Raw genomic sequence first — 26,169 nt, 5'->3', positions numbered from 1 at the left:
TCTTTTACTATCCGAAAAAACCCCGCGAGGGGTTTTATTCATTCGTGAGAGGAGAAGATATGAAGCGCAGGGTATATTTCATCGAGGGCGACGGGATAGGAAAGGAAGTGTGGGCCGCCGGTCGCCCGGTTCTGGACAGGGCGGTGGAGGTTGCCTACGGCGACGGACGGGGCTTTGAGTGGGTGGAGCTGCTGGCGGGCAAGAAGGCCTTTGCCGAAACGGGTTCCTACCTGCCCGAGTCGACGCTCGAGGCTCTCAAGGGTGCCGACCTGGCCATGAAAGGGCCCCTGGAGACCCCGGTCGGCAAGGGGTTTCGCAGCCTGAACGTGACGCTCAGGCAGACTCTCGACCTCTTCGCCTGCATCCGTCCCATCCAGTATTTCAAGGGCATCGAAAGCCCGGTCAAGCACCCCGAGCGGGTGGACATGGTCGTGTTCCGCGAGAACACCGAGGATGTCTACGCCGGTATCGAGTGGCAGGCGGGCAGCGCCGAGGCCCGGCGGCTCATCGCCTTCCTCCGGGACGAGATGGGCGCGAACGTCGACGCCGAGAGCGGCATCGGCATCAAGCCCATGACGGCCAAGGGCTCCAAGCGCCTCATCCGGCGGGCCATCCAGTTCGCCCTGGATCAGAAGCGCCGCAGCGTGACCATGGCCCACAAGGGCAACATCATGAAGTTCACAGAGGGCGCCTTCCGCAACTGGGGCTATGAACTGGCCGCCGAGGAGTTCGCCGGCCGCGTCATCCAGGAAGGCCAGGACTGCTGCCCTCCCGGTGCCCTGGTGCTCAAGGACAGGATCGCCGACGCCATGTTCCAGGAGGTGCTCATCCGCCCCGAGAATTACGATGTCATCGCCACGCCGAACTTGAACGGCGACTACCTCTCCGACGCCCTGGCCGCTCAGGTCGGCGGCCTGGGCCTGGCGCCCGGGGTGAACATGAGTTCCGATCTGGCGTTCTTCGAGCCCACCCACGGCACGGCCCCGACCATCGAGGGCAAGGACCTCGCGAACCCGGGAAGCCTCATCCTGTCGGGCGCGCTCATGCTCGATCACGTCGGCTGGCACGAAGCTGCAGGCCGAATCCGCAAGGCCGTGGAGTTGGCCATCGCTGAAGGCCGCGTGACCGTGGACCTAGCCTCGCAGATGACGGACGCACGTCAGGTCGGATGCGTGGAATTCGGACAGATCCTGCTGGCCAATCTGGAACGGGTCTAGAACGTCACGCGCCTGGCCGCACGGCAATCTGCTGCAGATCGATGCTGCGCGATGCATCCGATACGTACGGATCATTCCAGCCGCATGATTCTTCGGACAGAGCCGTTATATTACCGCAAGCCCGCTCCTTACCGGAGCGGGTTTTTTTTCGTCGCCGCGGAGCGGCTACGGGGAACGCTGTCTTGACGACACTACAGTAGCGCACGGGGATGAGCGAGGCTGATTATCGGCCATGGATTCATTGCGTGATCTTTTTTCGGAGGGACACGGAGCGTAAAAGAGGTGTGAATCGATGTCAGCATGACGTAACGATGATGGCGTTGTGTGCTTATTTGGGTAGAGTCAGTACGTGTACTGACAAAAAGAGTCAGGATTTAGGCAAAAGCGTCTGCATCAGCATGCGAAAAGTTCTTTAGGCTGCGCATTGTTTTTCTACTCATTATTTCTTGCTTTGACGACGCGTTTTGTGTTAGTTAGAAAAGTATCAACGAATAAATGCAGGGTCTTGGGTCGCGAAAATAATCACCGAGGACGTAACGCTGTGAAAAATCTAGGTTTTTTTTCAAAGAAAAACGCCGGCGTCGGATTGGATCTTGGAAGTGAATGGCTGAAGATGGTGAAGATTCGGCCGGGTAAAGGCGACATGGTCCTGGAAAGCATGGCCCGCTGTCCTTGGCAGCCGGGTGATCTGGATAGCAGTTCGGCCACGGCGAAGAAGATCAACGGGCTTTGGTCAGAGCTTCAGCTCAAGGAGCAGGTGGTCGTATCGTCCATGGCGGGTCATGCGGTCATCGTGAAGCGGGTCGTTTTCGAGGCCGAATCTGCGAAGGCCATCGGCGATACGGTCATGAAGGACGCCCGTCAGTACATTCCTTTCGACATCAATGACGTCTTCCTGGATTATCAGGTCCTCGGCCCGGGCCAGAAAGATAAGAGCTACGACGTTCTGCTCGTTGCGAGCAAGAAGAAGGTGGTTCAGAACCTGAGCGACGTCATCTCGCAATCAGGGCTTTCCCTTTCGGTGATCGACGTGGACTCCTTCGCCCTGTGCAACAGTTTCGAGCACAATTACCCGGAGTTTCAGGAGAAGCCCGTCTATCTCCTCGATATCGGCGGCGCGCAGAGCGTATTTTGCATCTATCACAACGGTCAGCCATCCTTTTTGCGCGAGGTTTCCTTTGGCGGCAGGGCGGTCACGGAGTCTCTCGCATCCATCCTGAACATCAAGCGCCTGGACGCGGAACGCATCAAACTCAGCGGAAAGGAAGATCTCGGGGATAAGGATCTTCGGTCCATCTCCGATGCCGTGAACAAGATCTTCAAGAACTGGTGTGATGAACTGAGGCGCCTCATCGGTTTTTATCATTCTTCATCGAGTAACGTAACTCCTGCTGAGTCTCTTTACTTGTCCGGAGGAGGGGCATTGCTTGGAGGCCTTCGCGACGTTTTTCAGAAAGAATTGAATCTTGAAGTGCACTATCATAATCCGTTCCGCAAAATTCATGTAGACAACAATACGTTCCAGAAAGAGTACCTTGACGAGATAGGGCCACAGATGGTTGTCCCTTTCGGTCTTGCCCTGCGAGCAATTTAATCCTGGAAACCTATTATGATAAAAATCAATTTACTCCCTCAGCAAAAACGATCGAAGTCGACAAATGTCGAAAAAGGCGCAGTCTTTTTCGTCTTGGCCATTATGTTGATGCTTGGGTCAGTCTACGGAGTCGATTATTATTTTTCCTCGGAACTGAGCACGCTGCAATCATCTGTCGCCGCAAAGCAGCAGACACGGGCGCTTCTTGAAAAAGAGGTCGCCATCGTCAACAGCGTCATCCAGGAGCTCAAGGATATAGAGACCCGCATCAAGGTCATCAAGGACATCCGTCTGCGCCAGGGGCTGCCCGTCAAATACATCGACGAGGTCGTCGTGAACATGCCCAAGGACAAGATGTGGTTCGAGACGTTCACGATCAACGCCAACGGCAATATCGCGCTGAGCGGAGTCGCCCTGGACAACCAGGTTTTCGCCAGCTACGTGGAACGGCTCAGGTTGTCGAAATATATCAAGGTGGTGGATACTCGCAGGACATCCCGCCGGGCCGTGGACGGGCTCGGGCTGGTGGCCTTCGAGTGCTCCGTGATGGCCCAGGAGTATTTCGAAAACACAAATACGAATGGAACGACAAATGGATAAATCCGCAGTTTCCAAAAAATTAGGTGCGTTGTCCGCCCTGCAGAAGTTCCTGATATTTCTGGTCCTGACGCTGGCCGTCTACGGCGGGTACTGGTACTTCATCCTGGACGACAAGCTCATCCAGATCGCCAAGGCCAAGCAGGAAATCGAGAAACTGGACAAGGACATCGCCATGTTCAGGGCCCAGGTCGCGAACCTGCCCGAATTGCGTCGCAGCCTGGAATTGCGGAAGAAGGAGCTGTACTACGCCAAGACGCTGCTGCCCGAAGACGCCAGGGCGCTGGAAATGCTCCTGTCCTCCTTCGAGCAGCTCGGGCGTGATGAAAACGTGGAATTCATCCTGTTCCAGCCCGGAGCCGAGCAGATTCATGAGTTCTACGCCACCAGAAGCATCCAGCTGCAGATCAGCGGCACCTTCCATCGTCTGGTGACCTATTTCGACCGGCTGTCCAGGCTGGATCGCCTCGTCAGCATCCAGAACGTCACCTTCAGCCCGGTCTCCGACTTTTCCCCGACGGAGAAATACCTGAACACCAGCCTGACGTTGCAGGTCTACAGGGCCCTGACCGAGGCGGAAATCAAGGCGCGTGAAGCCGCAAAACAAGCAAAAAAGTGACGCAGCCATGAAAGCACTTCTTCTACTTCCCACCCTGGTCCTCTTCCTCTGTGTCTCGGCCAGCGCCCAGGCACCCCAACCCGGTCAGCCCGAAGGGGAGTTCCCCGACTGGATCACGTTCCCGTATCCACCTTACAGCGGGGCCGGGAAAATCGATCCTTTCGTCTCATTCATCAAGATTCGCGAATACGAAGCGATGCAGGCGGCCAAGAAGGCAAAACTCGAAAAAAAGGCGACAACTCCCCTGGAGACGGTCGACGTTCACAGTCTGAAGCTAATCGGCATCCTGAACAAGGGCGCCGGGGTTTCCCTGGCCATGGTCGAACTTCCCGATGGCAAGAGCTATCTGATCCGCCCCGGGATGACCATCGGGCTCTATGACGGTGTCGTGACGTCCATCGGAAACGAATTGCTCGTAGTTGAAGAGGATGTCATCGACGTATTCGGTGAAGCGAAAAAGAGAACAATTAATTTAAGATTGCGGCAAGAGAAGGAGTAGAGTGCTATGAAGATTTTCAGAGCGATATCTGGATTCTTACTTTTAAGTTGTATCGTTGTGCTGACTTCATGCGCAACACACTCCAAGCCTGCCACCACTGACGCCGGTTCTGTGGACGCCCCGCAGATCACAGCCGGACGTGAAGCCGTGCTGTCGGAATCCCTCGGCAAGACCATGATCGACGTCCCCCTGGACGCGGGAACGCAGCTCTACGCCGACTTCGACGGAGACAGGAACGTAAAGATCCTCTTCACACCCGGTGTCACGGATTTCGTTCTCCCCCTCAACGAGACGGCTCTGGTCAGCCGGCTCGAAAAGGAGATGGAAGGCGGACAGGTCAAGGCTCTGAACGTCTTCCTGAACTCCAAGAGCAAGTTCCTTCTCTCCCGCCAGTCCGACAGCCTTGGACGGTTGATGCTCGTCTCCGACGACATCCCGGCACCGGAACTGCCGAAGAACGTCATCAGCTCGCTCAATTTCAAGCCTAAAAGCGACTCGCTGCAGGTCGTGACCTATTCGAGCCTCCCCTTCGAGGTCGTTCCCGAGCAGGCCGACGCGTTCAGGCTGACCTTCCGCAAGGCGCAATTCCAGCCGTCCCTGCTCAAGAAATACGACGTGAGCAAGCTAGGCACCAAGATCGAGACCGTAACCGCCTACAACGACCAGGACGGCAACGCCTACCTCGTCTTTGCCGGTGCGGAGAACCCGGCCCTTTCCGTCCTGCGCAAAGGCGACGAGACGCATGTTTTGGTCAAGACGGGCAAGTCGTCCCAATCCGCCTCCATGGCAGCCGCCGACAAGGCTGCCGCCGATGAACCGGTGTACAAGGAGAGCGAGATTCAGGAACTGAACACGCTCTTCCCGGGCATGAAGGAAAACTACACGGGCGAAAAAATTTCCATCGACCTGCAGAACGCTTCCGTCGAACAGGTCCTGCGTCTCATCTCCGAGATCAGCGGCTACAACCTCATCCTTGACGACGACATCTCCGGGAACATCTCCCTGAAGCTCGTGGACATCCCCTGGGATCAGGCTCTTGACCTCGTGCTCCTGCAGAAGAATCTGGGCATGGTCATCAAGGGCAACATCATGCGCATCGCCTCGGCCACGAAGCTCGAGGCCGAGCGCGCCCAGTTGCAGAAGGCCCGCGAGGCGGCCATCCAGGCCCAGGAGAGCATGCGTAACCTGGCGCCGCTGAAGACCGAGTACATCCAGATCAATTACAACACCGCCGCCGAATTCGAGGGCAAGGTCAAATCCCTGCTGACGCCGAACCGCGGCACCGCTTCCTCCGACCCGCGCACCAACATCCTGATCGTGACCGACACCGAGGAGACTCTGGACAGGATCGACAGCTTTATCAAGAAGTTGGATCGGGCTGAGCGCCAGGTCATGATCGAAGCCCGCCTTGTGTATGCCACCGACGAATTCCAGCGCAGTTTGGGCGTCAAGTGGGGGTCAACTTACGATACGGACTTTGGTACAAGCAACCAATGGAGCGGTAGTGGCGAAATTACAGCGCTCAATGCGATCAACACCGTCAACGGAATTACGCTGGGTGGTAGTATAGGGAAGCTTTTTGGAGAGGATCTCATGACTCTTGATGCCTCTTTACAACTCGGCGAAACAAAGAATTTGGTCAAGACGATTTCTTCGCCGCGCATACTGACACTAAACAACAACCGTGCAGAGATTCAACAAGGTACGAAGCTGGCCACCGCTACGGAATCCGAGAGTGGCGGTACAACTACAGAATATGAGGAAGCGGTGCTTAAAATCTCGGTTCTGCCGCAGATCACGCCCGACAACAAGCTCATCCTCGATCTGGACATCAGTGACGACAGCCCCAAGAGCGACGGCCGCGACATCGACACCAAGTCGACCAAGACGAAGATGATGGTCAACGACCGCGAGACTATCGTCATCGGCGGCGTGCTCAAGACCACGGAATCAGACGGTGTGAATCAGATCCCCGGCTTGGGAGATGTTCCCGGACTGGGTTGGCTGTTCAAGAATACGTATGATACAAAAAATAAGGCCGAACTCCTGATCTTCATTCAGCCTCGAATTCTGTAACCGCTCGATACGTCACTGCTACACCAAGGCCGCCTGCCACCGGGCGGCCTTTTTTTGTCGTCAAACTCTACCGCAGAGCGTTGGCACTGCCGAGGAACGAAAAGAAAAAGGCATGAACCGTTGACGCTGTTGCGGTTCATGCCTCAATGCGACCACGTGAAGACGTGGTCGGCCTGTTGAACTGTAGATTGTTCAGACTGAAACTTTCTCCGGGAAGAGAGTGTTGGCGTCGAAGTAATGGCCGCGTACGCACTGGGCATAAGCGTTGATGTCGGCGCCAGCGATGGCCTCATACATCATGCGGTGCTTGTCGACCTGCGCATTGAGCAGGGACGCGGCATGATCGTAATAGACCGCGATATAGGTCCAGTAGTAGTTGCCGAGGGAGTGCCACGCCTTGGCCAGAGACTCGCTGTGTGCGCCCTGGACGATGGCGAGATGAAAAGCCATGTCGTTCTTGCGCATGTTCTTCGTGTCATTCATGTCGACGCAGGCGGCCATGTTGTCGACGCAACTCTTGAGATAGTCTAGGTCCAGATATCTTGAGCGGTGCTTGATCACGCTCCAGCGTACGGCGAGGGCCTCGATTTCGGTGCGCACGTCGTAGTAGTCGTTGAGCTGTTCCTTGCTGAGCGTCCTGATACGGGTTCCCTTGTAAGGTTCGGTTTCCAGCACGCCCTGCGCGATAAGGTCCCGGATGGCCTCGCGGACTGCGCCCTGGCTGATGGAAAGTTCACGAGCGAGTTTGGACTCGATTATCTTGTCACCAGGGTTGAGGTCTCCGCGTAAAATCGATTCCATGAGGTATTCGGCAACGTCATCCCGCAATACCCTTCTTTTCAATAGACTTTTCGTTTCCATCGTATATGTCCTTTATGCAGTCAGAAAGCAGAAGTTACCGGAGCTTCTTTTTTGAGGTATAATCATGCGCCAGATTGCCGGTGGTTAAAAAATGTCTGACAATATTTTTCTCGACAGGGGTCGTGCATTCGTAATGGGCGACAACCAGGGTTTCCCCATGAAGGTGGCTTGCCCTGACAAAGCGGCACGGGAGCAGCATCGGATGGTCGTGATTAGGAAGCGAAAACAGAATTTCAAATCCGCCGTCAAATTCATGTTCGGGGTGTGCGCTTTTCAAAAGTACCTGTATTGCCGATGACGACATGTTCACGATCGTTCCATTATGGAAAAAAGCAGATCCATTGTTTTTGAAAAAAATGACTGCGGAAATGGAACACTGCTTTCTATGGCTGAGCCGTTTCTCGTCAGGAGATGTCATGGGCGCTTCCTGACAGAGAATGTGTTCGGTGAGGACGTCTTCGATCAGAGAAGAAATTGTCTTGTTTTCAATCAGGCAAGCTGCTTTGAGTTTTGCGAAAGTGATTTCATCGGTACGGAATGAAATTTTGGTGTTTTTGCGTGAAGTGGGTTTATGATGAGTGTCCATGATGCACAAGTACCTGCCGGATTACGAGTCTCAAGTTTATTTCTTCAATAATTTTTTTTGTTTATTTCACAAATCCGGTTGTTTTTCAATAATCTTTTTTCTGTAATAGTTTTCAGGGTTCTCAATCGCAGGTCTTTTATCGGATTTTGCGCTCTTGACCGTTTCGCGCGGGCATGGGGTGCCAGGTGTCAAAAATGCCGTCGGTGTTGACTTTCAAGAGGAGCTTGCCGCAGGCATGAGGGTAATAGGGGACTGTCGTGTCGTAAGGACATGTCTCGGCAAATCGGCCAAGTCAAACTGACCTGCCACGCACACGTCAGAGCGACGAGAATAAGACCGGAAAACCGAAGTCGCGAATTTTGATGGTGATGAGGGATGATTGTGTATAACGAGTTGAAATACGACGTCATTATTGGAGAATTTATGTTTGGTCGCCCTGATTGTTCCTCGCCGACTAGTTGTAAGGCCCGCAGAGCGGCCCAGGGGGGCACTCAGGGCATGGGAAAAATGAGCGCCGCGGCCATTTCCAGGGATGTGGCCCAGGACGTGCTGTCCGTCATCACTCCGCATGTGGTTGTGCACAACGACGATGCGGACTTCATCTCCCGCCGGTTCCTCGATCGTGTGGAGTTCGTAAAGCGTGGCATGCATTAGGCCCGCGCCGCGGCGGGGCGGAGGGGGACTGAGCCGCCGGCGCTTCCTGGGCCTGGCGGCTGCCGTGGCGGTTTCAGCCCTGCCGGGGCTGCCGGCGGGAGCCTTCGGCGCCCCGGCGCAGGGCTTCGAAATCGTCAACTCCTTCCCCCACGACCCCAAGGCCTTCACGCAGGGCCTGCTGTACCACGAAGGCTTCCTGTACGAGAGCACCGGGGGCTGGGGCACGTCCTCCCTGCGGCAGGTCGAGCTCGAAACCGGCAGGGTCGTGCGCCGCAAGGACCTCCCGGCGGAGCACTTCGGCGAGGGCCTGGCCCTGTGGGGCGAGCGTCTGATCCAGCTGACCTGGACGTCGGGGATCGCGTTCGTGCACGACCTGCGCACGTTCGGGGACGCCGGCTCCTTTTCCTACGCCGGGGAGGGTTGGGGCCTGACGCATGACGGCAGGCACCTCCTGCTGAGCGACGGCAGCAGCGCTCTGCGCCGCCTGGACCCCACGACCGGGCTGGAAGTCGGCCGCACCGAAGTCAGGGACGCGGCCGGCGCCGTGTCCATGCTGAACGAGCTCGAGTACGTGGACGGCCTGCTGTGGGCCAACGTCTTCACCACGGACCTCATCGCCCGGATCGACCCCGCGTCAGGCCGCGTCGTGTCCTGGCTCAACTTCTCCGGCATGTTCGAGGTCCACAAGCGCGTCTCGCCCGAGGCGGTGCTGAACGGCATCGCCGTGGACAGGGCTTCGGGCAGGGTCTTCGTCACGGGAAAGCTGTGGGACAGGGTGTACGAGGTGCGCCTGACGTCCTGAGCCCATGCCTTGCCGACCGTGTCGCATCACGGTCGGGCATGGTCTTCTGAAAGCTACCGATAACTTCAGATGAAACCAGAAATTCGCTTCCCCCCTCTGCCCGAGCGGTGACTTAGCCGGTCCCTCGGCCCACGATGCCTGCGCAACGTCTGACGGTCCTGCGCAACTCCTCGATCCTGAACGGTTTGGACAGGTAGTCGTTCATCCCGGCCGCCAGGAATTTCTCGCGGTCGCCGCTCATGGAGTAGGCGGTCAGGGCGATGATGGGGATGCCCGCATAGGCCTTGCCGGAGGACCGGATCGCCCTCGCCGTCTCCTCGCCGTCCATGACCGGCATCTGGATGTCCATCAGGATGTAGTCGAACTCGCGTTCTTCGAGCAGAGCAAGGACCTGGCGCCCGTTCTCGGCCACCATCACCTCATGGCCGTCCCGCTCGATCATCCTGCTCGCGGCCAGGGCGTTGATCGGCTCGTCCTCGGCCAGCAACACGCGCATGGCGGGGATAAATTCTGAATCCTCGGCGCTCGTCCGGATGTCCACCCCGCTCTCGGGCAGGCCCAGCGGCAACACAACGTGGGCCGCCGTCCCCTCTCCGAACACGCTGTCCAGAATGATGTGCCCGCCCATGAGCTCGACCAGCCGCCTGACTATGGCCAGGCCCAGCCCTGCGCCCTGGTACCTGCGATTGTAGGCGCCTTCCACCTGGAAGAAGGGAGTGAACAGATCCTGATGTTTATCCGAGGGGATGCCGATGCCAGTGTCCACGACGGAAAACAGGATGCGGCAATGCTCCCGCCCCCGAGGAGGAAGGGCCGTCAGCTCCACGCGCACGAAGCCCTGGTCCGTGAATTTCAGGGCGTTCCCCACCAGGTTGAAGAGCACCTGCCTGAGCCGGGCCTCGTCGCCCTTGAGCCGGGGCGGCACGGAGGAATCCGTCGACAGCTCCAGGGACACGCCCTTGCTCTGCGCGCTGGTGCTGAAGAGTTCGGATACGGACTGGAGCAGTTCCTGGACCGCGAACGTCTCCTCACGAATCTCGACCTTGCCGGCCTCGATGCGCGAAATGTCCAGCAGATCACTCAGCAGCCGGGTCAGCCGCTCGGACGATTTTCTGGCCAGGTGCACGTACTCCGTCTGCTCGCCATCCAAAGACGTCATCTCCAGGAGTTGCATCATGGCCATGACGCCGTTTAATGGGGTGCGCAGCTCGTGGCTCATGTTGGCCAGGAATTCATTCTTGGCCTGGCTGGCTGATTCGGCCGCCTCCTTGGCCCTGGCCATGGCCTGCTCCGCCTGTTTGCGCTCGGTGATGTCGATGGTGTACCCGGCCAGGAGTTTTTTCTCGCCAAGCTGGACGGGAAACTTGATGGTTGTGTAGTGGCGGCCGCGCAGGTCCTCGTCCACGCGCAGGATCTCGCCACGGGAGACCACGTCCCAGTCGTCGGCGCTGATCTTGGCCGCGAAATCGGCCGGGAAGAGGTCCGCCATGGTCTTTCCGACCATGCGCGACCCGGGAATGCCGACCATGTCCTGATAGTTCTCGCTGGCTGCCAGAACCCGGCTTTCTTCCGGGGTCACCTCCTTGATGAAGGCGTAGATGGGGGAGTTGCGGATGAAGAGCGAGAGCAGTTCGTTGCTTTTGCGCAATTCCTCCTCGGCCATTTTGCGTTCGGTCACGTCCCAGACCGTCGAAATCATCAGGTTCGTGCCCGGCAGCGGGATGTTGCGGGCGGTGACGAAGCGGGTCCCGTCCTGTCGGGTGATGGGCACGTCGGCCCAGCACATGCGTTCGGAACTCCCGCTGGCGCAGTCGGCCATGACCATTCCGTGGATCTTGCCCCGGAATTCCGGTTCGGGATACGCGGCCTCCCAGAACCCTTCGGGGGCTGTCATGGCTTCCCTGGTGGTTCCGTAAAACCTGGGGAAGAGCTCGTTCATGTACTCGAACCTGACGTCCGGCGCGACCGTGTTCACGGCCACGCCCACGGGCAGGTTGTCCAGCACGGTGCGGATGAATTCCTCGCGCTCCCGCAATGTCTTTTCGGCCTGGATGCGGCTGTCCAGTTCCTGGTTGGCCTGTTCATAGAGGCGGGCGTTGACCAGGGCGATGGACACCTGATGGGCCTGGGTCTCCAGAAATTCGGATTGGGGGCGGAAATCCCTGGCTGTTCGGGAAGCCAGCCCCATGCCGCCGATGACGTCCCTGCCGTCGCGAAGCGGCAGCGCCGCGAAGGACAGGATGCCGGCCTCCTTGCATTCCTGCCTGGTGCAGCGGGCATCGCTGAGAATGTCGCTGGAGTACAGCGGCTCGCCGTCCAGCACCGCCAGCCCGCACAAACACTCCCCGACCCGGTGCTCATGAACGTCATGCAGCAGCATTTCCGAATCCTGCGGACACACGGCCTGAAGCACAAGACGCTCTCCCTGCCTGAGGAACAGATAGACCATGTCGGAGCCCGTGGTCTCCCGGACCACGCGCACCGAGGCCGCCACGATCTGGTCCAGGGACAGCGAGGAGCCGACGACCATGCTCAGTTCGTGCAGGGCGGCCAACTCCCGGGCTCTCTGGCCCGATGCCCGCTCGGCCTGCTTGAACCCCGAGATGTCGAGCAGAATGCCGGTCCACAGCACATCCCCGTTGTCCAGGGCTCTGGGCACGGATTCGAAGTGGACCCAGCGGTCGCCGTCGGCATGGACGATCCGCCCCTCCCAGGTGAAGCGCGACAGTGAGTCCACGGCGAGCACGTTCCTGGCCACGAAATCCGCCCTGTCCTCGGGATGCATGCGATCGAGGGCGATGGTCGCGCTGGCTTCACACTCTGCACGGGTCGCGCCCAGGATCTCGCAGAACCGGTCGCTGACCATTTCAAGAGTGTAGTTGGTTTCCAACTTTTCGACCCACTTTTCCGGGCCCCAGGGCTTTAGGGCCAGGACGCGCAACCGGTACACTCCGGCGGGCTGCGAGGCGACGAGATCGCGGTACAGGTTCCGTTCATGGGCCAGGGCCGCCTCGACCTGCTTGCGGGGCGTGATCTCGGTGACGAACCCCAAAAAATGCGACGTTTTTCCGGAGCCGTCGCGCACGGCCCGCGCACTGGTGGACACCCAGACCTCGGAGCCGTCCCGGCGGAGGTGACGGGTTTCCCGGTCGAAAATTTCGTCCTGGATGTCCAGAAGCCCAGGGAAAGTGCCTCCCCCGCCAGTGTCGACAGGCATGTCCGATTCAGTCTCCGAGGAAGCATCTATCAATGCCTGGGGCGATTCGTAGCCGAAAATCCGGGCCATGGCCGGATTCACGGACAGGTAGCGGCCTTCGGGCGAGGATGTGAAGATGCCGATGGGAGCGCCCATCAACAGGTCCAAGGGGTCTTCAAAGCTTGATGGCGAGAGTGACATGCGCACCGTTTAGGTCCTGAAAGACCATGAAGGATGGTTGTGGACGAAATTTCTTACACGATTCCCCGGCATGCGAAAAACAGGGCAATCCCGAGACGCGCATGAAACCCGGCGCGACCGGACGAAGGGTCCTGGGGGCAGGGGGGGCTGCCTTCGACTCTTTTCTGCTTGAATCTCGCGTCCTGCCGACGAGGGAACAGCTGGCTCGCGTCCCCGTCTTCGCTTTGGCAGAAACTTAACTAACCCCGATCAAAGACTACTGTAAACCTCCCCACGCGCCCCATGAGGTTACTCGTTGCGCTGCCGCCATCTTCCTTGCCAACGTGCGCCGCCCCTGCTCGTGTCATTGTCTGATTGAAAATTGACGATCATCATGGTGCTAACGCGGAGAATATAGAATTGATTAAGGCTTTATCCCGACTGTAGCCGGCACACTTGTTCAAATAGTTTGTTCAAAAAAATTCCGAAAACTACGCATAGAAAACTGAATTTCTCAGGTTTCCGGGGGCTTAGAGCCTTAACATCAGCAGGCCGATCTGTTCCTTTTGAAAAAATTTAGCTCAAAGAGTTTGAGATTCAAGTTGAATATGCTGTTGAACTGGGCCTTAATATACAGCCATGTGTAAGTGCGTTGGTCAAACAGGCTGGGTATCGACGGCGCTTTCATGTTCAACCCGCTAATTCATCCATTACGTTGCAAAGATTGGCGGAAGTGTGTTGTACAACTCCTCGAATCCGTTCATGTTTTCCTCCATGGTGACGTGTTTGCGTTGCCTTCGTGGATTATACTGAGCAGTTTTTGCGTAAGGAGAGTCTGGAAAATTATTGGAAAGTTTCTTCAGACCAAAAATATCTAAATATCCGGAATTTAGATATTTGTTTTGGCCAGGTGTGATGTTTTGGAAATTCAGACGAGTTTCTGGAAAAGATTCAAAATGAGTTTTTTTCGGGATGTCGCTTTGAAGGGTAAGGCAGGATAATTGTTTCAAGTCTTATGGGCAGGACTCTGAGAGTCCCGGCACCAAGCTGAATTGATCAAGGAGAAGAGGATTGACGTAGAGGCAAGCTCGGTGGAAATTCAGCTAGTTCATGGTTTGCTGCCCCGCACCTCTGCGCGGAAGGGCGAGGTTATGCTTGCCGAGTTGGTGGAAGGGGGGGGGCGGCGTGTCAGGGGCTGATCGTCGAATGGAGGCGCCAGCATCTGCCAAATTGTTGCAGATGCCTGCGGCAAATCTTTTCGTAGCGAACTTACGTTGGATTTTGGGGTTCTTCGTGCCGGTAATTTGAGGCGCTCTCGGTGGTCGTTTTTTGGGGGGAGTGCAGAGCTAAGGCGGGCTGGGGGACAGGTGGGGGATAAATGAGATAAAAAGAAAAAAGGATCTAAGCTAACTTGCTTAAATCCTTTAGTGATTTTGGTAGCGAGGGAGGGAATTGAACTCCCTCCATATATCTTTCACGCAAGATCATAACAAGTCAGTTATCATTGACATTTCAGAATGTTATGAGTAATTAACTTTCACTGCGTATCACGGAAAATACCTTGTTTTCATCGAAAAAGGTTGACCAATAGTTGACCAGTTTTCCTAAATGGGGGGGCTATGACTGAATGGGTTAAGTCCAAGAAGTATCCCGGTGTGCGGTTCCGGCTTCACCCTACCCGCAAAGACGGGGTTGAGGCAGCGAAGTATATCGCTATTTTTTACAAGCTAGAAGGCAAGATGAGGCAAGAGACAATCGGTTGGTCCGACAAGCGGTGGTCAGAAATAGTCCCCGACGGCAACGGGGGCGTTAAAGAAGTGTTGCATAAGATAAACGAAAAGCGAGCTTATGCGGTTCTTTCTCAGCTTCAAGAAAACCAACGGCTCGGGCGAAAGCCCCGCACGTTAAAGGAAATGCGAGAAATGGCACAGCAGGCACAGCAGACCTTAGAGGCTGAGTTGGCTGAAGCCAAAAGCAGAAATTTGACGATGAGTGACGCGTTTGATGTTTATCTTGCTAGCGCCAAGGTGGACAAAAAGGATTGGGTACACGATCAAACCAGAATGGTTCTACATGTCCTGCCTTACTTGGGGGATAAGCGTCTTTCTGATGTCAGTGTGGCAGACATAGAAATGCTAAAAATCAAGTGCTTGGAAAAAAGTCACGAACCGGCAACGATTACGCATGTTTTGCAATGCGTCCGAGTATTATATAATTTTTGTATCAAACGGGGGATGTATTCAGGAGAAAATCCAACTCGCCATGTTAAGTTTCCAAAAGTCGATAATGCTCGTCGCCGATTTTTTAGTGATGATCAGGTCGATATTTTGCTCTCAATGTTAGAATATAGGCATCCTGATGTGTATGATATGACACTCTTGTCATTTCTTACAGGGATGCGCTTTAGTGAGATTGCAAGACTATTATGGGAATGTGTAGATTTCGAAAATGGTATAATACATGTTGATGGAAAAAATGGTGAGACGCGAGAGGCATATATTGCAAGTGGTGAACTCGAAAATATGCTCAGGCGGAGGAAACAAAATGCTGACGCTACTCCTTATGTTAAGAAGAGCGATAAATCGATTCCTGGTCTAGTTTTTCCGGGTCCAATTCATGGCGGAGAAATGAAGGATATACCGGATGTATTTATGAAAATAGTTAAAGCATTAGGATACAACGATGGGTATAAAGATGAACGTCAGAGGTTAACTTTCCATAGTTGTAGGCATACTTTCGGAAGTCGGCTTGCCATGCAGGGAGTCCCACTTCTTACGCTTAAGGAGCTAATGGGGCACAAGACAATCGAGATGACATTGCGATACGCACATTTGATGCCAGATCATAAAAGAGATGCAGTCGCTAATTTGCGAGGACGGAAAATTACAGAAGTGGTTGCTGGTGGTGCGAATTAGCGGTATATTTAATATGTTTGGCTGAAATTAATTGTGGGCATCGGCTGTCCACCTCCAATCTTCGCCGTATCTGTTCGCTCGCTGGAAATTTCAGAAATGGATGCCATTGAAATGCCAAGAAAAGAAGGGAAAACCCAAGTTGGGATGGATACGATGGACATCACGAAATCGTTTCAGAGGGCTAAGGAAGGGACTCTGCTAGCCGATTTCAATCGCTGGTGGTTGGCGGATGAAACCGGACAGACCGTAGCCCATATTGCTGCCAAAAATGGCCATTTATCTGTTAATTTTGATCAATGGGAACTGTCAGACTGTCATGGCTGGACAGTAGCTCATTGTGCTGCATGGTATGGACATTTGCCTGAGTATTTCAACCGATGGGATATAGCGACCAGTGACGGTTGGACAGTCGCACACGAGGCAGCGGCTGGCGGACATCTCCCCTCCAATTTTGACCATTGGAATTTGGCTTTGCCAAGTGGCTGGACCGTGGCCCACGAAGCAGCCAGCCGAGGGCTTCTTCCTCACGGATTTGATAACTGGCAATTAGCGGATAAGGATGACTGGATTGTGGCATTCGAAGCTGCTAATACCGGATTGATGCCGACTGAATTCAGTCAGTGGGACATGTCGAACAAGCAAGGATGGACTGTAGCTCATGTCGCAGCAAGCCGTAGCAGCTTGCCTGAAAAATTTGATGGGTGGTTATTAACTGATAATCGTGGTTGGTCTGTGGCTCATGAAGCAGCATTGCATGGTTTTTTGCCTAATGATTTTGATAAATGGGGTATTAAAGATAATCAAGGGAACACAGTTATTGAGATTGCTGCACAATATGGGCACCTTCCAGCGAGCTTCCCTCAATGGGGGGACGCATGGTGTGGCAGTTATACAATAGTATTCGAGGCTGCAAAAAAAGGGCTTCTCCCTGATAATTTTGACCAGTGGGATTTTGATTATTTTGAGTGGACGGTTGCTCATGAAGCTGCGCAATATGGTCACATACCACAGGGTTTCAACAACTGGGATCTAACTGACAGACATGGCCGGACTGTTGCATTTATAGCGACCCGTATCGGATTCTTGCCGCCAGGATTTAATCAATGGGATCTTCCTGAACTTGAAGGTTGGACTGAAGCACATGAAGCAGCAAAACATGGTAACCTGCCACAAGATTTTGATCAGTGGGAACTCGTGGATAACCATGGACTCAGCGTGGCACATGTGGCGGCAAAGCATGGTCATTTGCCTGTAAACTTCGATCATTGGGATTTAACATTTGTCGATGGCTGGACCGTGGCACATGAGTCCGCCATGAATTGCAACCTGCCGGATTGTTTCGATAAATACGATCTTGCTGATATCGATGGTTGGACTGTAGCGCATGAGGCGGTCATGAATGGCTACCTCCCGAGCCATTTTACACAATATAACCTTGCCGACAAATATGGCTGGACTGTGGCGCATGTAGCGGCACAAAAAGCTTACTTGCCAGCAGATTTTGAGCAATGGGATCTTGCTAGTAACAGTATTCTCATGAGTGAAAGAGCAAATCAACGTCATCAGAAGTATTCTAATAACTCGGATTGGTTTCGCTGGTGTGATTGGGGTCAAGTGGACAGAAGTATAGGTTGCGGCTGGACAGTTGGTCATGAAGCAGCAAAGCACGGCAACTTACCGCCAAATTTTACACAATGGAAATTAGCCAACGATAAGGGTTGGACGATAGCGCATGCTGCGGCTCGCCGAGGTTGTTTGCCGGCAGGTTTCGATCAATGGGAGATTGCTGATAGAGATGGTTGGACTGTGGCTCATGAAGCGGCCCAATATGACCACTTGCCCCGTGATTTCAATCGTTGGAGTCTCGCTGATTCCCGCGGTTGGACCGTGGCACATGAAGTTGCAGCGAATGGGAAGCTTCCGGATTGTTTTGAACAATATGCACTTTCAGATAAAGTTGGCTGGACTGTTGCTCATGAGGCAGCCAAGCAAGGCTACTTACCCCCAACATTTTGCCAATGGAAATTAGCCAACGATAAGGGTTGGACAGTAGCGCATGAAGCGGCAAAGCATAAATGTCTTCCGGTGGAGTTCGACCAATGGGATATTGCTAGGAGTGACGGGTGGACAGTGGCGCATGAGGCTGCACGTCGAGGATCGCTTCCTGCGTCTTTTAACAATTGGAAAATTAAAGACAAATATGGATGGTCTGTTAGGGATGAAAATTCTAATAGATAATTTATTGAATTCGTCGATCCTGAAAAACTGTTAAAACCCCACGTCAGGCACAAGCCTGCCGGGCTGAGCATTGGGTCGAAGTATGTGCCCAAGGAATTTGAGGCACAAAAAACACAGAATCCGGATGAACTTCCGGAAATTGAACGCAGCACAGGCCATGAACAGGTTCACCGTGTCGCCGATCTGCCCTTTGAGGTAATTGTGCAGCATCCTGTGGTCGTTTTTGAGGTGGCCGATGAATGGCTCAATGGCCGCACGCCGACGGAACTGTTCTCTGGCTTGACGTTTGTCAGAAGCTGTTTTTGTCCATGTGCCTGACTCAGGGATTTCGATGATGATCATGCCGAGCCTGCGCTTGCCACGGTATCCTCGGTCGCAGATCGCCATGGTCGGTCGTTGACCCACGAGGCTTTCGACTTGAGACAGAACCGTAGGCAGCGTGTGGCCGTCGAAAGGATTGTCCTGGAAGGACAGGGCACCGACGATGATGCTACTGGTCTTGGTCACGTCACGGATGCTTTGGCACCGAACTCGTATTTCTTGTGGGCCTTACCTTTGCTGATGCAGGACACTCCGGATTCGTGGAGGCTGTAGATCTTGCCTGTGTCGGATCGCTGTTGGCGCTGCACACGATCGTAAAGATCCAAGGCCTACTGATGAATGCTCAACGCTTCCGGGGAAAGCTTGTGTTTCAGTTCGCGGACCAGGATGCCGGTGATGGTCCGCAAACGCCTGGCAGCTCGCAGAGATTCGCCCTGTCTGCGACCTTTGGATTTGAAGCGGATGGTCCGCAGGAGCGATTTGATTTCGCGCTGGTAGCTGCGCCGGAGTTTAACGTCTTCCAGCCTGACCATGGTGTGGCACCGCATCACGATTTTGGTCAGGAGCTTGGCATCGTGGGAAAGGTGATGTTCTTTTCCTACACGGTCGAGTCCACGACGACTTCGGTTTCTTTGGCCTTGTCGCCATGAAGGGCCACGGAAACCTCGAAGATCTTGCGAACTCCGTCTTCTCCGACGCGGCGGCGGAAATAGGTCAGCTCTGAAGGGTCGCAGGGCAACTTCCAGGTGAATCGCTGCTGACCGCAGAAGGTTTGGAAATACGGGTTCTGGACCCATGCCGCGACAACGCGCTCATTACTAAAGTTTTCAAGCTGCTTGAGAATGAGGAGACTGACCATCAACCGGACAGGTTTTCCGGGGCGACCGGAAGCAGCATAAAGTGGCCGGAAGTTGTCCTCAAACTCCTGCCACGGAATGACCTTGGCCAATCCGAGAAGGTGGTTTCGAGGGGCGAGTTGATCAAGCAGATCCGGGCAAAGGAAGCTGCGCTGGCGGTCCGATTTTTGAGGCTGCATCGTTGATGACCTCGGAGTGATTTCGACCAGAAAAATGCATTTTTCACTGCATTACTGGTTATACAAAAAGCGTTATTTTCGATTAAATTTCAATTTATTGTTATATTTTGAGGATCGACTAATATAAGATTAATTGATATGTATCGCTAATTTTTAATATTTTGGTGTTGTCTATGGCTCTTAATTTTCCAGATTTTCTTTCATCTATTGCATCAGGCGGGTTACCTGAGAATTTTGAAAGTTGGGCGTCAATATGCAACTCTGGTCTTAGTATCGCGCATCATGCAGCAGAATGTGGCTGTCTGCCAGAACGATTTAAGAAATGGGATATTGCAACTAGTGATGGCTGGGCTGTAGCTCATGCTGCGGCAATGTATAAGCACTTACCTGTGGATTTCGATCAATGGTCGCTGGCCGATAACGATGGCTGGACGGTGGCCCATGAGGCGGCCAGGCAAAAGAGCTTACCTGTAGATTTCGATCAGTGGGCGCTGGTCGATAGCAGAGGTTGGACAGTAGCCCATGAGGCTGCCAAAAAAGGTCACTTGCCAGAGGATTTCGATCAATGGTCCCTGGCCGATTGCAGAGGTTGGACGGTGGCCCATGAGGCTGCTGAACAAGGCAAGTTTCCGGAGAACTTTGATCAGTGGGCGCTGGTCGATAGCAGAGGTTGGACAGTAGCCCATGAGGCTGCCAAAAAAGGTCACTTGCCAGAGGATTTCGATCAATGGTCCCTGGCCGATAGCAGAGGTTGGACGGTGGCCCATGAGGTTGCTGAACAAGGCAAGTTTCCGGAGAACTTTGATCAGTGGGCGCTGGTCGATAGCAGAGGTTGGACAGTAGCCCATGAGGCTGCCAAAAAAGGTCACTTGCCAGAGGATTTCGTTCAATGGTCCCTGGCCGATAGCAGAGGTTGGACGGTGGCCCATGAGGCTGCTGAACAAGGCAAGTTTCCGGAGAACTTTGATCAGTGGGCGCTGGTCGATAGCAGAGGTTGGACAGTAGCCCATGAGGCTGCCAAAAAAGGTCACTTGCCAGAGGATTTCGATCAATGGTCCCTGGCCGATAACGATGGTTGGACGGTGGCCCATGAAGCTGCTGAACATGGCAAGTTGCCGGAGAAGTTTGATCGGTGGGATCTTGTCGACAAGTCGGGCTGGACTGTGGCCGGGGTCGATGCCAGGCGCGACTCGTGGAATGAAGTGTTATTGCATGACCTCCTTCCGGGATGTTTTGAAAGTTGGAGCTTAATTGTATTCACCGAAAATGATTGGACAGTTGCTCATGTAGCTGCTGGATGCGGTCACTTACCAGAGGATTTCGATCAATGGTCCCTGGCCGATGACCATGGCTGGACTGTGGCCCATGAAGCGGCCAAGAATGGGGTCTTGCCTGATGATTTCGATCAATGGTCGCTGGCCGATAACGATGGTTGGAGGGTGGCCCATGAAGCGGCTAAGAATGGGGTCTTGCCTGATGATTTTGATCAATGGGCCCTGGCTGATAACGATGGTTGGACGGTGGCCCATGAAGCGGCCTTAAATGGGCACTTGTCGGGGAACTTCAATCAGTGGTCCTTGACTGATAATGCAGGCAGGACTGTAATCTACTTGGCAACTCGGATTGGTTATTTACCATCAGGCTTCGACTATCGAGAGCTTGTTGCGTTGGAAACTTGGACGGTCGTTCACAAGATGGCCACGCAAAGGCTCCTATTAGAGGATTACCGGTTGGGTTTAGCCGATGACAATGGATGGACTGTGGCCCATGTGGCGGCCAGGAATGGCATTCTCCCAGCCGGATTTAAAGATTGGAAGATGGCAACCAATAACAATTCGTTGGCTGAACTGACGGCAGAATACGGTCACTTATTCAAAAATCTCGATGGTTGGAGTCGAGTCTTTGGCAATGGTTGGACTGTGGCTCATGAAGCGGCCAAGAATGGGCACTTGCCTGTGGATTTCGATCAATGGTCCTTGGCCGATAACGATGGCTGGACCGTGGCCCATGAAGTGGTGAAAAGAGGAGCTTTGCCACCAAGCTTTGACCAGTGGGGACTTGTTTGGACCGAAGTAGTATCGGATAGTTGTATGGATATTTCTCCTTTTGACCCGGACTACTTAGTGAAGTGCAGAGATTATAGCAAGCGGTGGACGGTGGCCCATGTGGCTGCCAAAGAAGGTCACTTGCCGGAGAACTTCGATCGGTGGTCGCTGGCCGATAATGATGGTTGGACGGTGGCCCATGAGGCGGCTGAGCATGGCAATTTGCCGGAGAACTTCGATCAGTGGTCACTAGCCGATAGCAGGGGCTGGACTGTGGCACATGAAGTTGCCCAAAAAGGTCACTTGCCGGAGAACTTCGGTAAGCGCTCATTAGAGCCCATCTTCCAATAATTTCAAGCCATGAGATAAAGGACCTTCAATCCAAGGAGGTCCTCATGAAATCTCGCATCCGCCAGAACCGTGCTGCCCGATGGCTCGCTCATGTTGAACAGTGGCGGCAAAGCGGCATGGGCAAGACTGCGTATTGCACGGCGCACGGCCTGAATTTCAGCTCATTCCGGTACTGGCTGCGCAAATCGCGTTCGGCATCAGTGGATGTGCCTGCCTTGCCGCCCGCAATCGTCCCTCTCCCGTTCACCCTGGCCCTGAAGGCTCCGTCCATCGGACTGCTTGTCGGCAACTGTTACGCCCTGGATATTCCTGCCGACTTCGACGAAGCTATGCTGACCAGACTTCTGTCCGTCCTGGAACCCCGATGCTGAGGATGCCTGCGGCCAAGGTCTATCTTGCTCCCGGCACCACGGACATGCGGGCCGGTATCGACAGGCTGAGCATGACGGTCCAGGGCATCCTTGATCTGGACCCTTTCTCTGGGCACCTCTTCGTCTTCTGCAACCGCAGGCGCGACGCCATCAAGGTGCTGCACTGGGATCGCAACGGCTTCTGCCTCTGGCACAAGCGTCTGGAGAAGCATCGATTCTGTTGGCCCGAGCGAGTGTCTGAGGTCATGAACATCACCCCTCAACAGCTCGGCTGGCTCCTTGATGGACTCACCCTCACGCCGCAAGGAGCGCATCAAAGGCTGCATTACAAATCGGTTCTGTAGCAATAAAATCCTTGCTATTTCAATATATTATTGCTAAGTGCGCTTACATGGGAGACATCGAAAATCTTCCCGATGACGTCGGGCAACTCAAGCATTTGGTCTGGGATTACTACCAGCAAAACCGCCATCTTCAGGACCGCGTGGCCCTGTTGCAGGCCGCGCTGTATGCTCCCAAGTCCGAAAAATCCAAGGACCTCTTCCAGGGCATCCTGCCTCTGCCTTTGGCCAGGATCGCCGAGGTGAAGCCCAAGCCCGCGGAAGTGCCCGTCGTCGAAGTCCCGGCCCACACCAGGGCCAAGCGGGGACGTAAGCCCCTGCCGGACAGTCTGCCGCGCATCGAGATCACTCACGATTTGCCCGAGGACCAGAAAGTCTGCGCCTGCGGGGCCTGCCTGAAGCGCATCGGCGAAGAGGTCTCCGAGAAGCTCGACTACGTCCCGGCCGTCATGCAGGTGGAGCGCCATATCAGGCCCAAGTATGCCTGCCCGGCCTGTGACGGCGAGGAGGGCATGCCGGTGGTGCGTATCGCGCCCATGCCGCCGCAGATTATCCCCAAGGGCATCGCTACGCCGAACCTCCTGGCGCAGGTCATTACCGCCAAGTTCGTCGATGCCATGCCGTTCTACCGCCAGACCAAGCAGTTTGCCCGCCTGGGCGTGGACATCCCGCGCCATTCCATGTCCGGATGGGCCATGGCCGTGGCCAAGGCGCTGGAGCCATTCGGAGCACTGTTCCGGGCGGAGATCCGCTCCGGGCCGGTCATCAACATGGACGAAACCACCCTGCAAGTCCTCAAGGAACCGGGACGATCCGATACGTCCACGTCATACCTGTGGCTCTTCCGTGGCGGAAACCCCAAGCGGCCGACCGTGGTCTATCGCTACGACCCGACCAGGTCGGGCTCCGTCCCCAAGGAATATCTGGGCGATTACAAGGGCTACATCCAGACCGACGGCTACTCCGGATACCAGGCTCTCGGCGAGTCGGACGACATCATCCACGTCGGCTGCATGGCCCACATCCGTCGTAAGTTCGTCGACGTCCAGAAGGCGACCTCGAAGAAGATCATGCACGGGACAGCCAAGGAAATCCTGGATCTCATCGGCCTGCTCTACAAGGTCGAGCACAATATCAAAGAGCTGGAGCCGGAGGAAAAGGTCGCCAACCGCAGGGAGCAGGCCGTTCCCATCCTCGACGCGATACGGGCCATCCTTGATGAGCGTATCGACCACGTCCCGCCCAAGAGCCTGCTCGGGCAGGCCATGACCTACGCCCGCAACCAGTGGAGCCGGGCCGTGCGCTACGTGGACTGCGGATTGCTCACGCCCGACAACAACGCGGCCGAGAACGCCATCCGCCCCGTGGCCCTGGGCCGGAAGAACTGGCTCTTTGCCGGCGTCCCCAAGGGTGCAGACGCCAGCGCCATGCTCTTTTCCCTGGTGGAAACCGCCAAGGCCAACGAGATCGAGCCCCAAGCTTACCTGAAATTCCTCTTCGAACGCTTTCCCGCAGCGCAGTCCACGGCAGTCATAAAGGCGCTCATGCCGCAGCACGTGGACAGATCCCTTCTCCCAAGCCTCCCCAAGCCCAAGCCGCGCAAGAAATAGAACTCCTCCCTGTCCCTATCGCATATCAGATACACCCGTGAAAGATGCGGATGTCTGAGCGCTTACGAACTTCGATCGGTGGTCGCTGGCCGATAACGATGGTTGGACGGTGGCCCATGAGGCGGCTGAGCATGGCAATTTGCCGGAGAACTTCGATCAGTGGTCACTAGCCGATAGCAGGGGCTGGACTGTGGCACATGAAGTTGCACAAAAAGGTCACTTGCCTGAGGATTTCGATCAGTGGGCGTTGGCCGATACCGATGGCTGGACGGTGGCAAACGAGTCCACGCGACGGAGGAGGCAGATCACAGAAAAGGACGATTCTCCGTTTTGACGGAGCATAGGGGGGGGCATAGAGCATGAACAAGCGATTTCCTGTGTTGAGCACAGTAGCCTATATGTTGCGTATAGTGGGATGGCTTACGGTGGCTTGTGGGATCATTGTGGTTATCATCGGGTTTGGTCGTGGCGGTGATTACGCTTGGCTGATGGCCGGGTCCGGTTTAATATTCAATTTATGGGGCCTGATGACAATCGCATCTGGAGAAGCTATCGACGTGCTGTTTGCGATTGAAGAAAACACCCGCGTAGCTTGTGGCCCGGTAGCTCAGGCATTCGGTTCGACCAATAAGTCGAGCGTTCAGACTGCTGTGGCGCAGGAAATTATTGCTCCAAATGCTGCTGGCGAATCACCTGTGAATGGACCACTTTTTAACATGCTCCGCAAACAAACTCATGGTAAAGCAGTTACCTTTGCGTCCATAATTGGAAACCAATGGACTTGTTTTTGTGGTCAAAAGAATACCTATGATCCTAATGAAAGGATTCAGAATTGCGAGAGATGCCAGACTAACCGGGATTACGCTATTAAGCATTGCTCCGTAGAAGCAATGCAATCTCTCATAAATACACAAAGTTAAGTCGAGTTGTTTGGGTTGCTATGTGTTTTTTTAAATTATTCACATGTCTAATTTGCGGGCAGTCGTTGGCTATTTAAGCCTTTACAGAATCCAGCATGCAGTTCCAGTAGCAAAACCATCGTCAAAGTGATGATAGCAGTTTTGCTTTTGCGGCTTGGAACTCATCTTTGGTAATCATGCCCTCAGAGTGCAGCTTCGCTAGTCGCTCTATGCTTTCAAGTGGTGAAATCTGATTTGACGTTTTAAGTTTAGAAGACTTTTCAGCGCGTTCCTTAAGTTCCTTTTGCCACTTATTTGCCAGTACCCCGATAGACGCAACTGTTGACTTGGGACAGTTGGCGATTTCCACAACTCGGCTCCCAAGGTCGATTGAAATATTTCCGAGAAGCAGCCCTTGGGAAAATGAAACCGCCTGTACCCACTCATGCCTGATAGACTGTATATCAATAGATTTGCTCAGGAGTGCAGCGTCAAGAAACATGAATCGATCTGTTGTCAAAACTACAAGCCATGTATTCAGACCAGCATCGGAAAAATTAGAATTCCTAGTTTGCTTCATCAGGCCGGAAGTAATGGCTATAACTGCTTCATCTGCCTCTAAATAATCTGATAGAAATATAAGTTCTTTTCTCGTTCCAAAATTTGCAAAAGGTACGCCGTTTAGATCGCAAATCGCCTTCCAGTTTTTCGTTTTAGTGTATTCTGCATAGATGGAGAGATTGTGAGGGAATGCCTTAGTCAAAGCTGAACAAATCGATAATTCTGAATCAGTCGAAGAGGATGAAGATCGATCTGGCATTTCTTTGAGGCGACTCTCTATTTCACTCTTAATCGCCAAAAAACTATTCTGTCTCGTACACATAAATACCACGGCGGTGGAGCAGTTGGCGGCTTCCATCACCGAAATTTGCCGATCACTTGTCCCGTGGCGGATGAAGTGAATGTAGCCGTTTCTAATAGCATTTGCGCTTTTAAAATTTACGTTGGCAATTTCTGTTAAATGTATGTCCTCATAATTGAGTGTTCGTTGAGATGTCCGCAGTATATTCTTGAAGAACTCGGTTCGTAAGATACGTATAAAGTTAATGTGTAACTCTACTGATGCATTTACGCCTTTTGCGATTATGGGTTGCTGCATTG

Annotated in this window: 19 protein-coding genes and 1 pseudogene; 15 read left to right on the top strand and 5 right to left on the bottom strand. The window is 54.3% G+C overall.

Annotation, left to right across the window (positions count from 1 at the left end; genetic code table 11):
• Window positions 1-59: 59 nt before the first annotated feature.
• From icd to ACZ5AC_RS09595, 6 genes are all read left to right on the top strand, one after another.
• Window positions 60-1,217 carry an NADP-dependent isocitrate dehydrogenase gene (gene icd / locus ACZ5AC_RS09620; RefSeq protein WP_464247400.1) on the top strand — a complete coding sequence of 386 codons (1,158 nt, stop codon included), beginning with the start codon at window positions 60-62 and terminating at the stop codon, window positions 1,215-1,217.
• Window positions 1,218-1,758: 541 nt separating this feature from the next.
• Entirely contained in the window at window positions 1,759-2,811 is a 1,053-nt protein-coding gene (pilM, locus tag ACZ5AC_RS09615) for a type IV pilus assembly protein PilM (protein WP_464247399.1), read from the top strand.
• A gap of 108 nt (window positions 2,812-2,919) precedes the next feature.
• Entirely contained in the window at window positions 2,920-3,411 is a 492-nt protein-coding gene (locus ACZ5AC_RS09610; RefSeq protein ID WP_464247398.1) for a PilN domain-containing protein, read from the top strand.
• The gene (locus ACZ5AC_RS09605) at window positions 3,404-4,027 is read left to right on the top strand and encodes a type IV pilus inner membrane component PilO (protein ID WP_464247397.1); all 624 of its coding nucleotides are present in this window, start codon (window positions 3,404-3,406) and stop codon (window positions 4,025-4,027) included. Before ACZ5AC_RS09610 ends, ACZ5AC_RS09605 begins: the two co-directional genes overlap by 8 nt.
• Window positions 4,028-4,034: 7 nt before the next feature.
• Entirely contained in the window at window positions 4,035-4,526 is a 492-nt protein-coding gene (locus ACZ5AC_RS09600) for a pilus assembly protein PilP (RefSeq protein WP_464247396.1), read from the top strand.
• 147 nt (window positions 4,527-4,673) lie between these two features.
• Window positions 4,674-6,602, top strand: coding sequence for a type IV pilus secretin PilQ (locus ACZ5AC_RS09595; RefSeq protein WP_464247395.1), 1,929 nt, complete (start codon window positions 4,674-4,676; stop codon window positions 6,600-6,602).
• Between the two features lie 192 nt (window positions 6,603-6,794).
• Here the strand turns inward: ACZ5AC_RS09595 and ACZ5AC_RS09590 are convergent, their stop codons facing one another.
• Window positions 6,795-7,463 carry a GntR family transcriptional regulator gene (locus ACZ5AC_RS09590; protein ID WP_464247394.1) on the bottom strand — a complete coding sequence of 223 codons (669 nt, stop codon included), beginning with the start codon at window positions 7,461-7,463 and terminating at the stop codon, window positions 6,795-6,797.
• Between the two features lie 34 nt (window positions 7,464-7,497).
• Window positions 7,498-8,049 carry a hypothetical protein gene (locus ACZ5AC_RS09585; protein ID WP_464247393.1) on the bottom strand — a complete coding sequence of 184 codons (552 nt, stop codon included), beginning with the start codon at window positions 8,047-8,049 and terminating at the stop codon, window positions 7,498-7,500.
• Window positions 8,050-8,547: 498 nt separating this feature from the next.
• On the opposite strand from ACZ5AC_RS09585, the gene ACZ5AC_RS09580 reads away from it, so the two are divergent.
• Together ACZ5AC_RS09580 and ACZ5AC_RS09575 are read left to right on the top strand one after the other, a co-directional pair.
• A complete protein-coding gene (locus ACZ5AC_RS09580; RefSeq protein WP_464247392.1) occupies window positions 8,548-8,703 on the top strand; it encodes a hypothetical protein in 156 nt (51 codons plus the stop codon).
• Window positions 8,690-9,505, top strand: a complete 816-nt coding sequence (locus ACZ5AC_RS09575; RefSeq protein WP_464247391.1) for a glutaminyl-peptide cyclotransferase — start codon at window positions 8,690-8,692, stop codon at window positions 9,503-9,505. The genes ACZ5AC_RS09580 and ACZ5AC_RS09575 overlap by 14 nt, the downstream gene beginning before the upstream one ends.
• Before the next feature lie 112 nt (window positions 9,506-9,617).
• On the opposite strand, the gene ACZ5AC_RS09570 is transcribed toward ACZ5AC_RS09575, so the two are convergent.
• Entirely contained in the window at window positions 9,618-12,857 is a 3,240-nt protein-coding gene (locus ACZ5AC_RS09570; RefSeq protein ID WP_464247390.1) for a PAS domain S-box protein, read from the bottom strand.
• Window positions 12,858-14,500: 1,643 nt separating this feature from the next.
• On the opposite strand from ACZ5AC_RS09570, the gene ACZ5AC_RS09565 reads away from it, so the two are divergent.
• Both ACZ5AC_RS09565 and ACZ5AC_RS09560 read left to right on the top strand, forming a co-directional pair.
• Complete coding sequence (locus ACZ5AC_RS09565; RefSeq protein WP_464247389.1) at window positions 14,501-15,796, top strand: tyrosine-type recombinase/integrase; 1,296 nt, start codon at window positions 14,501-14,503, stop codon at window positions 15,794-15,796.
• A 33-nt stretch (window positions 15,797-15,829) separates the two neighbouring features.
• Window positions 15,830-18,034 carry a hypothetical protein gene (locus ACZ5AC_RS09560; RefSeq protein ID WP_464247388.1) on the top strand — a complete coding sequence of 735 codons (2,205 nt, stop codon included), beginning with the start codon at window positions 15,830-15,832 and terminating at the stop codon, window positions 18,032-18,034.
• A gap of 30 nt (window positions 18,035-18,064) precedes the next feature.
• Here ACZ5AC_RS09560 and ACZ5AC_RS09555 read toward each other — a convergent pair.
• Window positions 18,065-19,391, bottom strand: a pseudogene (locus ACZ5AC_RS09555) (IS5 family transposase).
• 173 nt (window positions 19,392-19,564) lie between these two features.
• Here ACZ5AC_RS09555 and ACZ5AC_RS09550 point away from each other — a divergent pair.
• From ACZ5AC_RS09550 to ACZ5AC_RS09530, 5 genes are all read left to right on the top strand, one after another.
• Window positions 19,565-21,787, top strand: a complete 2,223-nt coding sequence (locus ACZ5AC_RS09550; protein WP_464247387.1) for an ankyrin repeat domain-containing protein — start codon at window positions 19,565-19,567, stop codon at window positions 21,785-21,787.
• 44 nt (window positions 21,788-21,831) lie between these two features.
• Window positions 21,832-22,158 (top strand): IS66 family insertion sequence element accessory protein TnpA, encoded by a 327-nt coding sequence (gene tnpA, locus ACZ5AC_RS09545; protein WP_464247386.1) that lies wholly within the window; start codon window positions 21,832-21,834, stop codon window positions 22,156-22,158.
• Window positions 22,152-22,502, top strand: a complete 351-nt coding sequence (gene tnpB, locus ACZ5AC_RS09540) for an IS66 family insertion sequence element accessory protein TnpB (protein ID WP_464247385.1) — start codon at window positions 22,152-22,154, stop codon at window positions 22,500-22,502. The genes tnpA and tnpB overlap by 7 nt, the downstream gene beginning before the upstream one ends.
• Window positions 22,503-22,549: 47 nt before the next feature.
• Complete coding sequence (gene tnpC, locus ACZ5AC_RS09535) at window positions 22,550-24,109, top strand: IS66 family transposase (RefSeq protein WP_464247384.1); 1,560 nt, start codon at window positions 22,550-22,552, stop codon at window positions 24,107-24,109.
• A 359-nt stretch (window positions 24,110-24,468) separates the two neighbouring features.
• Window positions 24,469-25,029 carry a hypothetical protein gene (locus tag ACZ5AC_RS09530; RefSeq protein ID WP_464247383.1) on the top strand — a complete coding sequence of 187 codons (561 nt, stop codon included), beginning with the start codon at window positions 24,469-24,471 and terminating at the stop codon, window positions 25,027-25,029.
• Window positions 25,030-25,150: 121 nt separating this feature from the next.
• On the opposite strand, the gene ACZ5AC_RS09525 is transcribed toward ACZ5AC_RS09530, so the two are convergent.
• Window positions 25,151-26,167, bottom strand: a complete 1,017-nt coding sequence (locus ACZ5AC_RS09525; RefSeq protein ID WP_464247382.1) for a PH domain-containing protein — start codon at window positions 26,165-26,167, stop codon at window positions 25,151-25,153.
• Window positions 26,168-26,169: the final 2 nt, after the last annotated feature.

It is taken from the genome of Desulfomicrobium aestuarii (assembly GCF_055385525.1).
The sequence above is the reverse complement of the archived record's forward strand: the minus strand, read 5'-3'. Positions and strand labels throughout refer to the sequence as shown.

Excerpts from the sequence above, each read along its gene's own strand:
- ACZ5AC_RS09580 (WP_464247392.1), top strand. The coding sequence starts at position 8,548 with ATGGGAAAAATGAGCGCCGCGGCCATTTCCAGGGATGTGGCCCAGGAC.
- ACZ5AC_RS09605 (WP_464247397.1), top strand. The coding sequence starts at position 3,404 with ATGGATAAATCCGCAGTTTCCAAAAAATTAGGTGCGTTGTCCGCCCTG.
- ACZ5AC_RS09525 (WP_464247382.1), bottom strand. The coding sequence starts at position 26,167 with ATGCAGCAACCCATAATCGCAAAAGGCGTAAATGCATCAGTAGAGTTA.
- ACZ5AC_RS09570 (WP_464247390.1), bottom strand. The coding sequence starts at position 12,857 with ATGGGCGCTCCCATCGGCATCTTCACATCCTCGCCCGAAGGCCGCTAC.
- ACZ5AC_RS09530 (WP_464247383.1), top strand. The coding sequence starts at position 24,469 with ATGAACAAGCGATTTCCTGTGTTGAGCACAGTAGCCTATATGTTGCGT.
- ACZ5AC_RS09610 (WP_464247398.1), top strand. The coding sequence starts at position 2,920 with ATGCTTGGGTCAGTCTACGGAGTCGATTATTATTTTTCCTCGGAACTG.
- ACZ5AC_RS09565 (WP_464247389.1), top strand. The coding sequence starts at position 14,501 with ATGACTGAATGGGTTAAGTCCAAGAAGTATCCCGGTGTGCGGTTCCGG.
- icd (WP_464247400.1), top strand. The coding sequence starts at position 60 with ATGAAGCGCAGGGTATATTTCATCGAGGGCGACGGGATAGGAAAGGAA.
- tnpC (WP_464247384.1), top strand. The coding sequence starts at position 22,550 with ATGGGAGACATCGAAAATCTTCCCGATGACGTCGGGCAACTCAAGCAT.
- ACZ5AC_RS09590 (WP_464247394.1), bottom strand. The coding sequence starts at position 7,463 with ATGGAAACGAAAAGTCTATTGAAAAGAAGGGTATTGCGGGATGACGTT.
- ACZ5AC_RS09600 (WP_464247396.1), top strand. The coding sequence starts at position 4,035 with ATGAAAGCACTTCTTCTACTTCCCACCCTGGTCCTCTTCCTCTGTGTC.
- ACZ5AC_RS09585 (WP_464247393.1), bottom strand. The coding sequence starts at position 8,049 with ATGGACACTCATCATAAACCCACTTCACGCAAAAACACCAAAATTTCA.
- ACZ5AC_RS09550 (WP_464247387.1), top strand. The coding sequence starts at position 19,565 with ATGGCTCTTAATTTTCCAGATTTTCTTTCATCTATTGCATCAGGCGGG.
- tnpB (WP_464247385.1), top strand. The coding sequence starts at position 22,152 with ATGCTGAGGATGCCTGCGGCCAAGGTCTATCTTGCTCCCGGCACCACG.
- tnpA (WP_464247386.1), top strand. The coding sequence starts at position 21,832 with ATGAAATCTCGCATCCGCCAGAACCGTGCTGCCCGATGGCTCGCTCAT.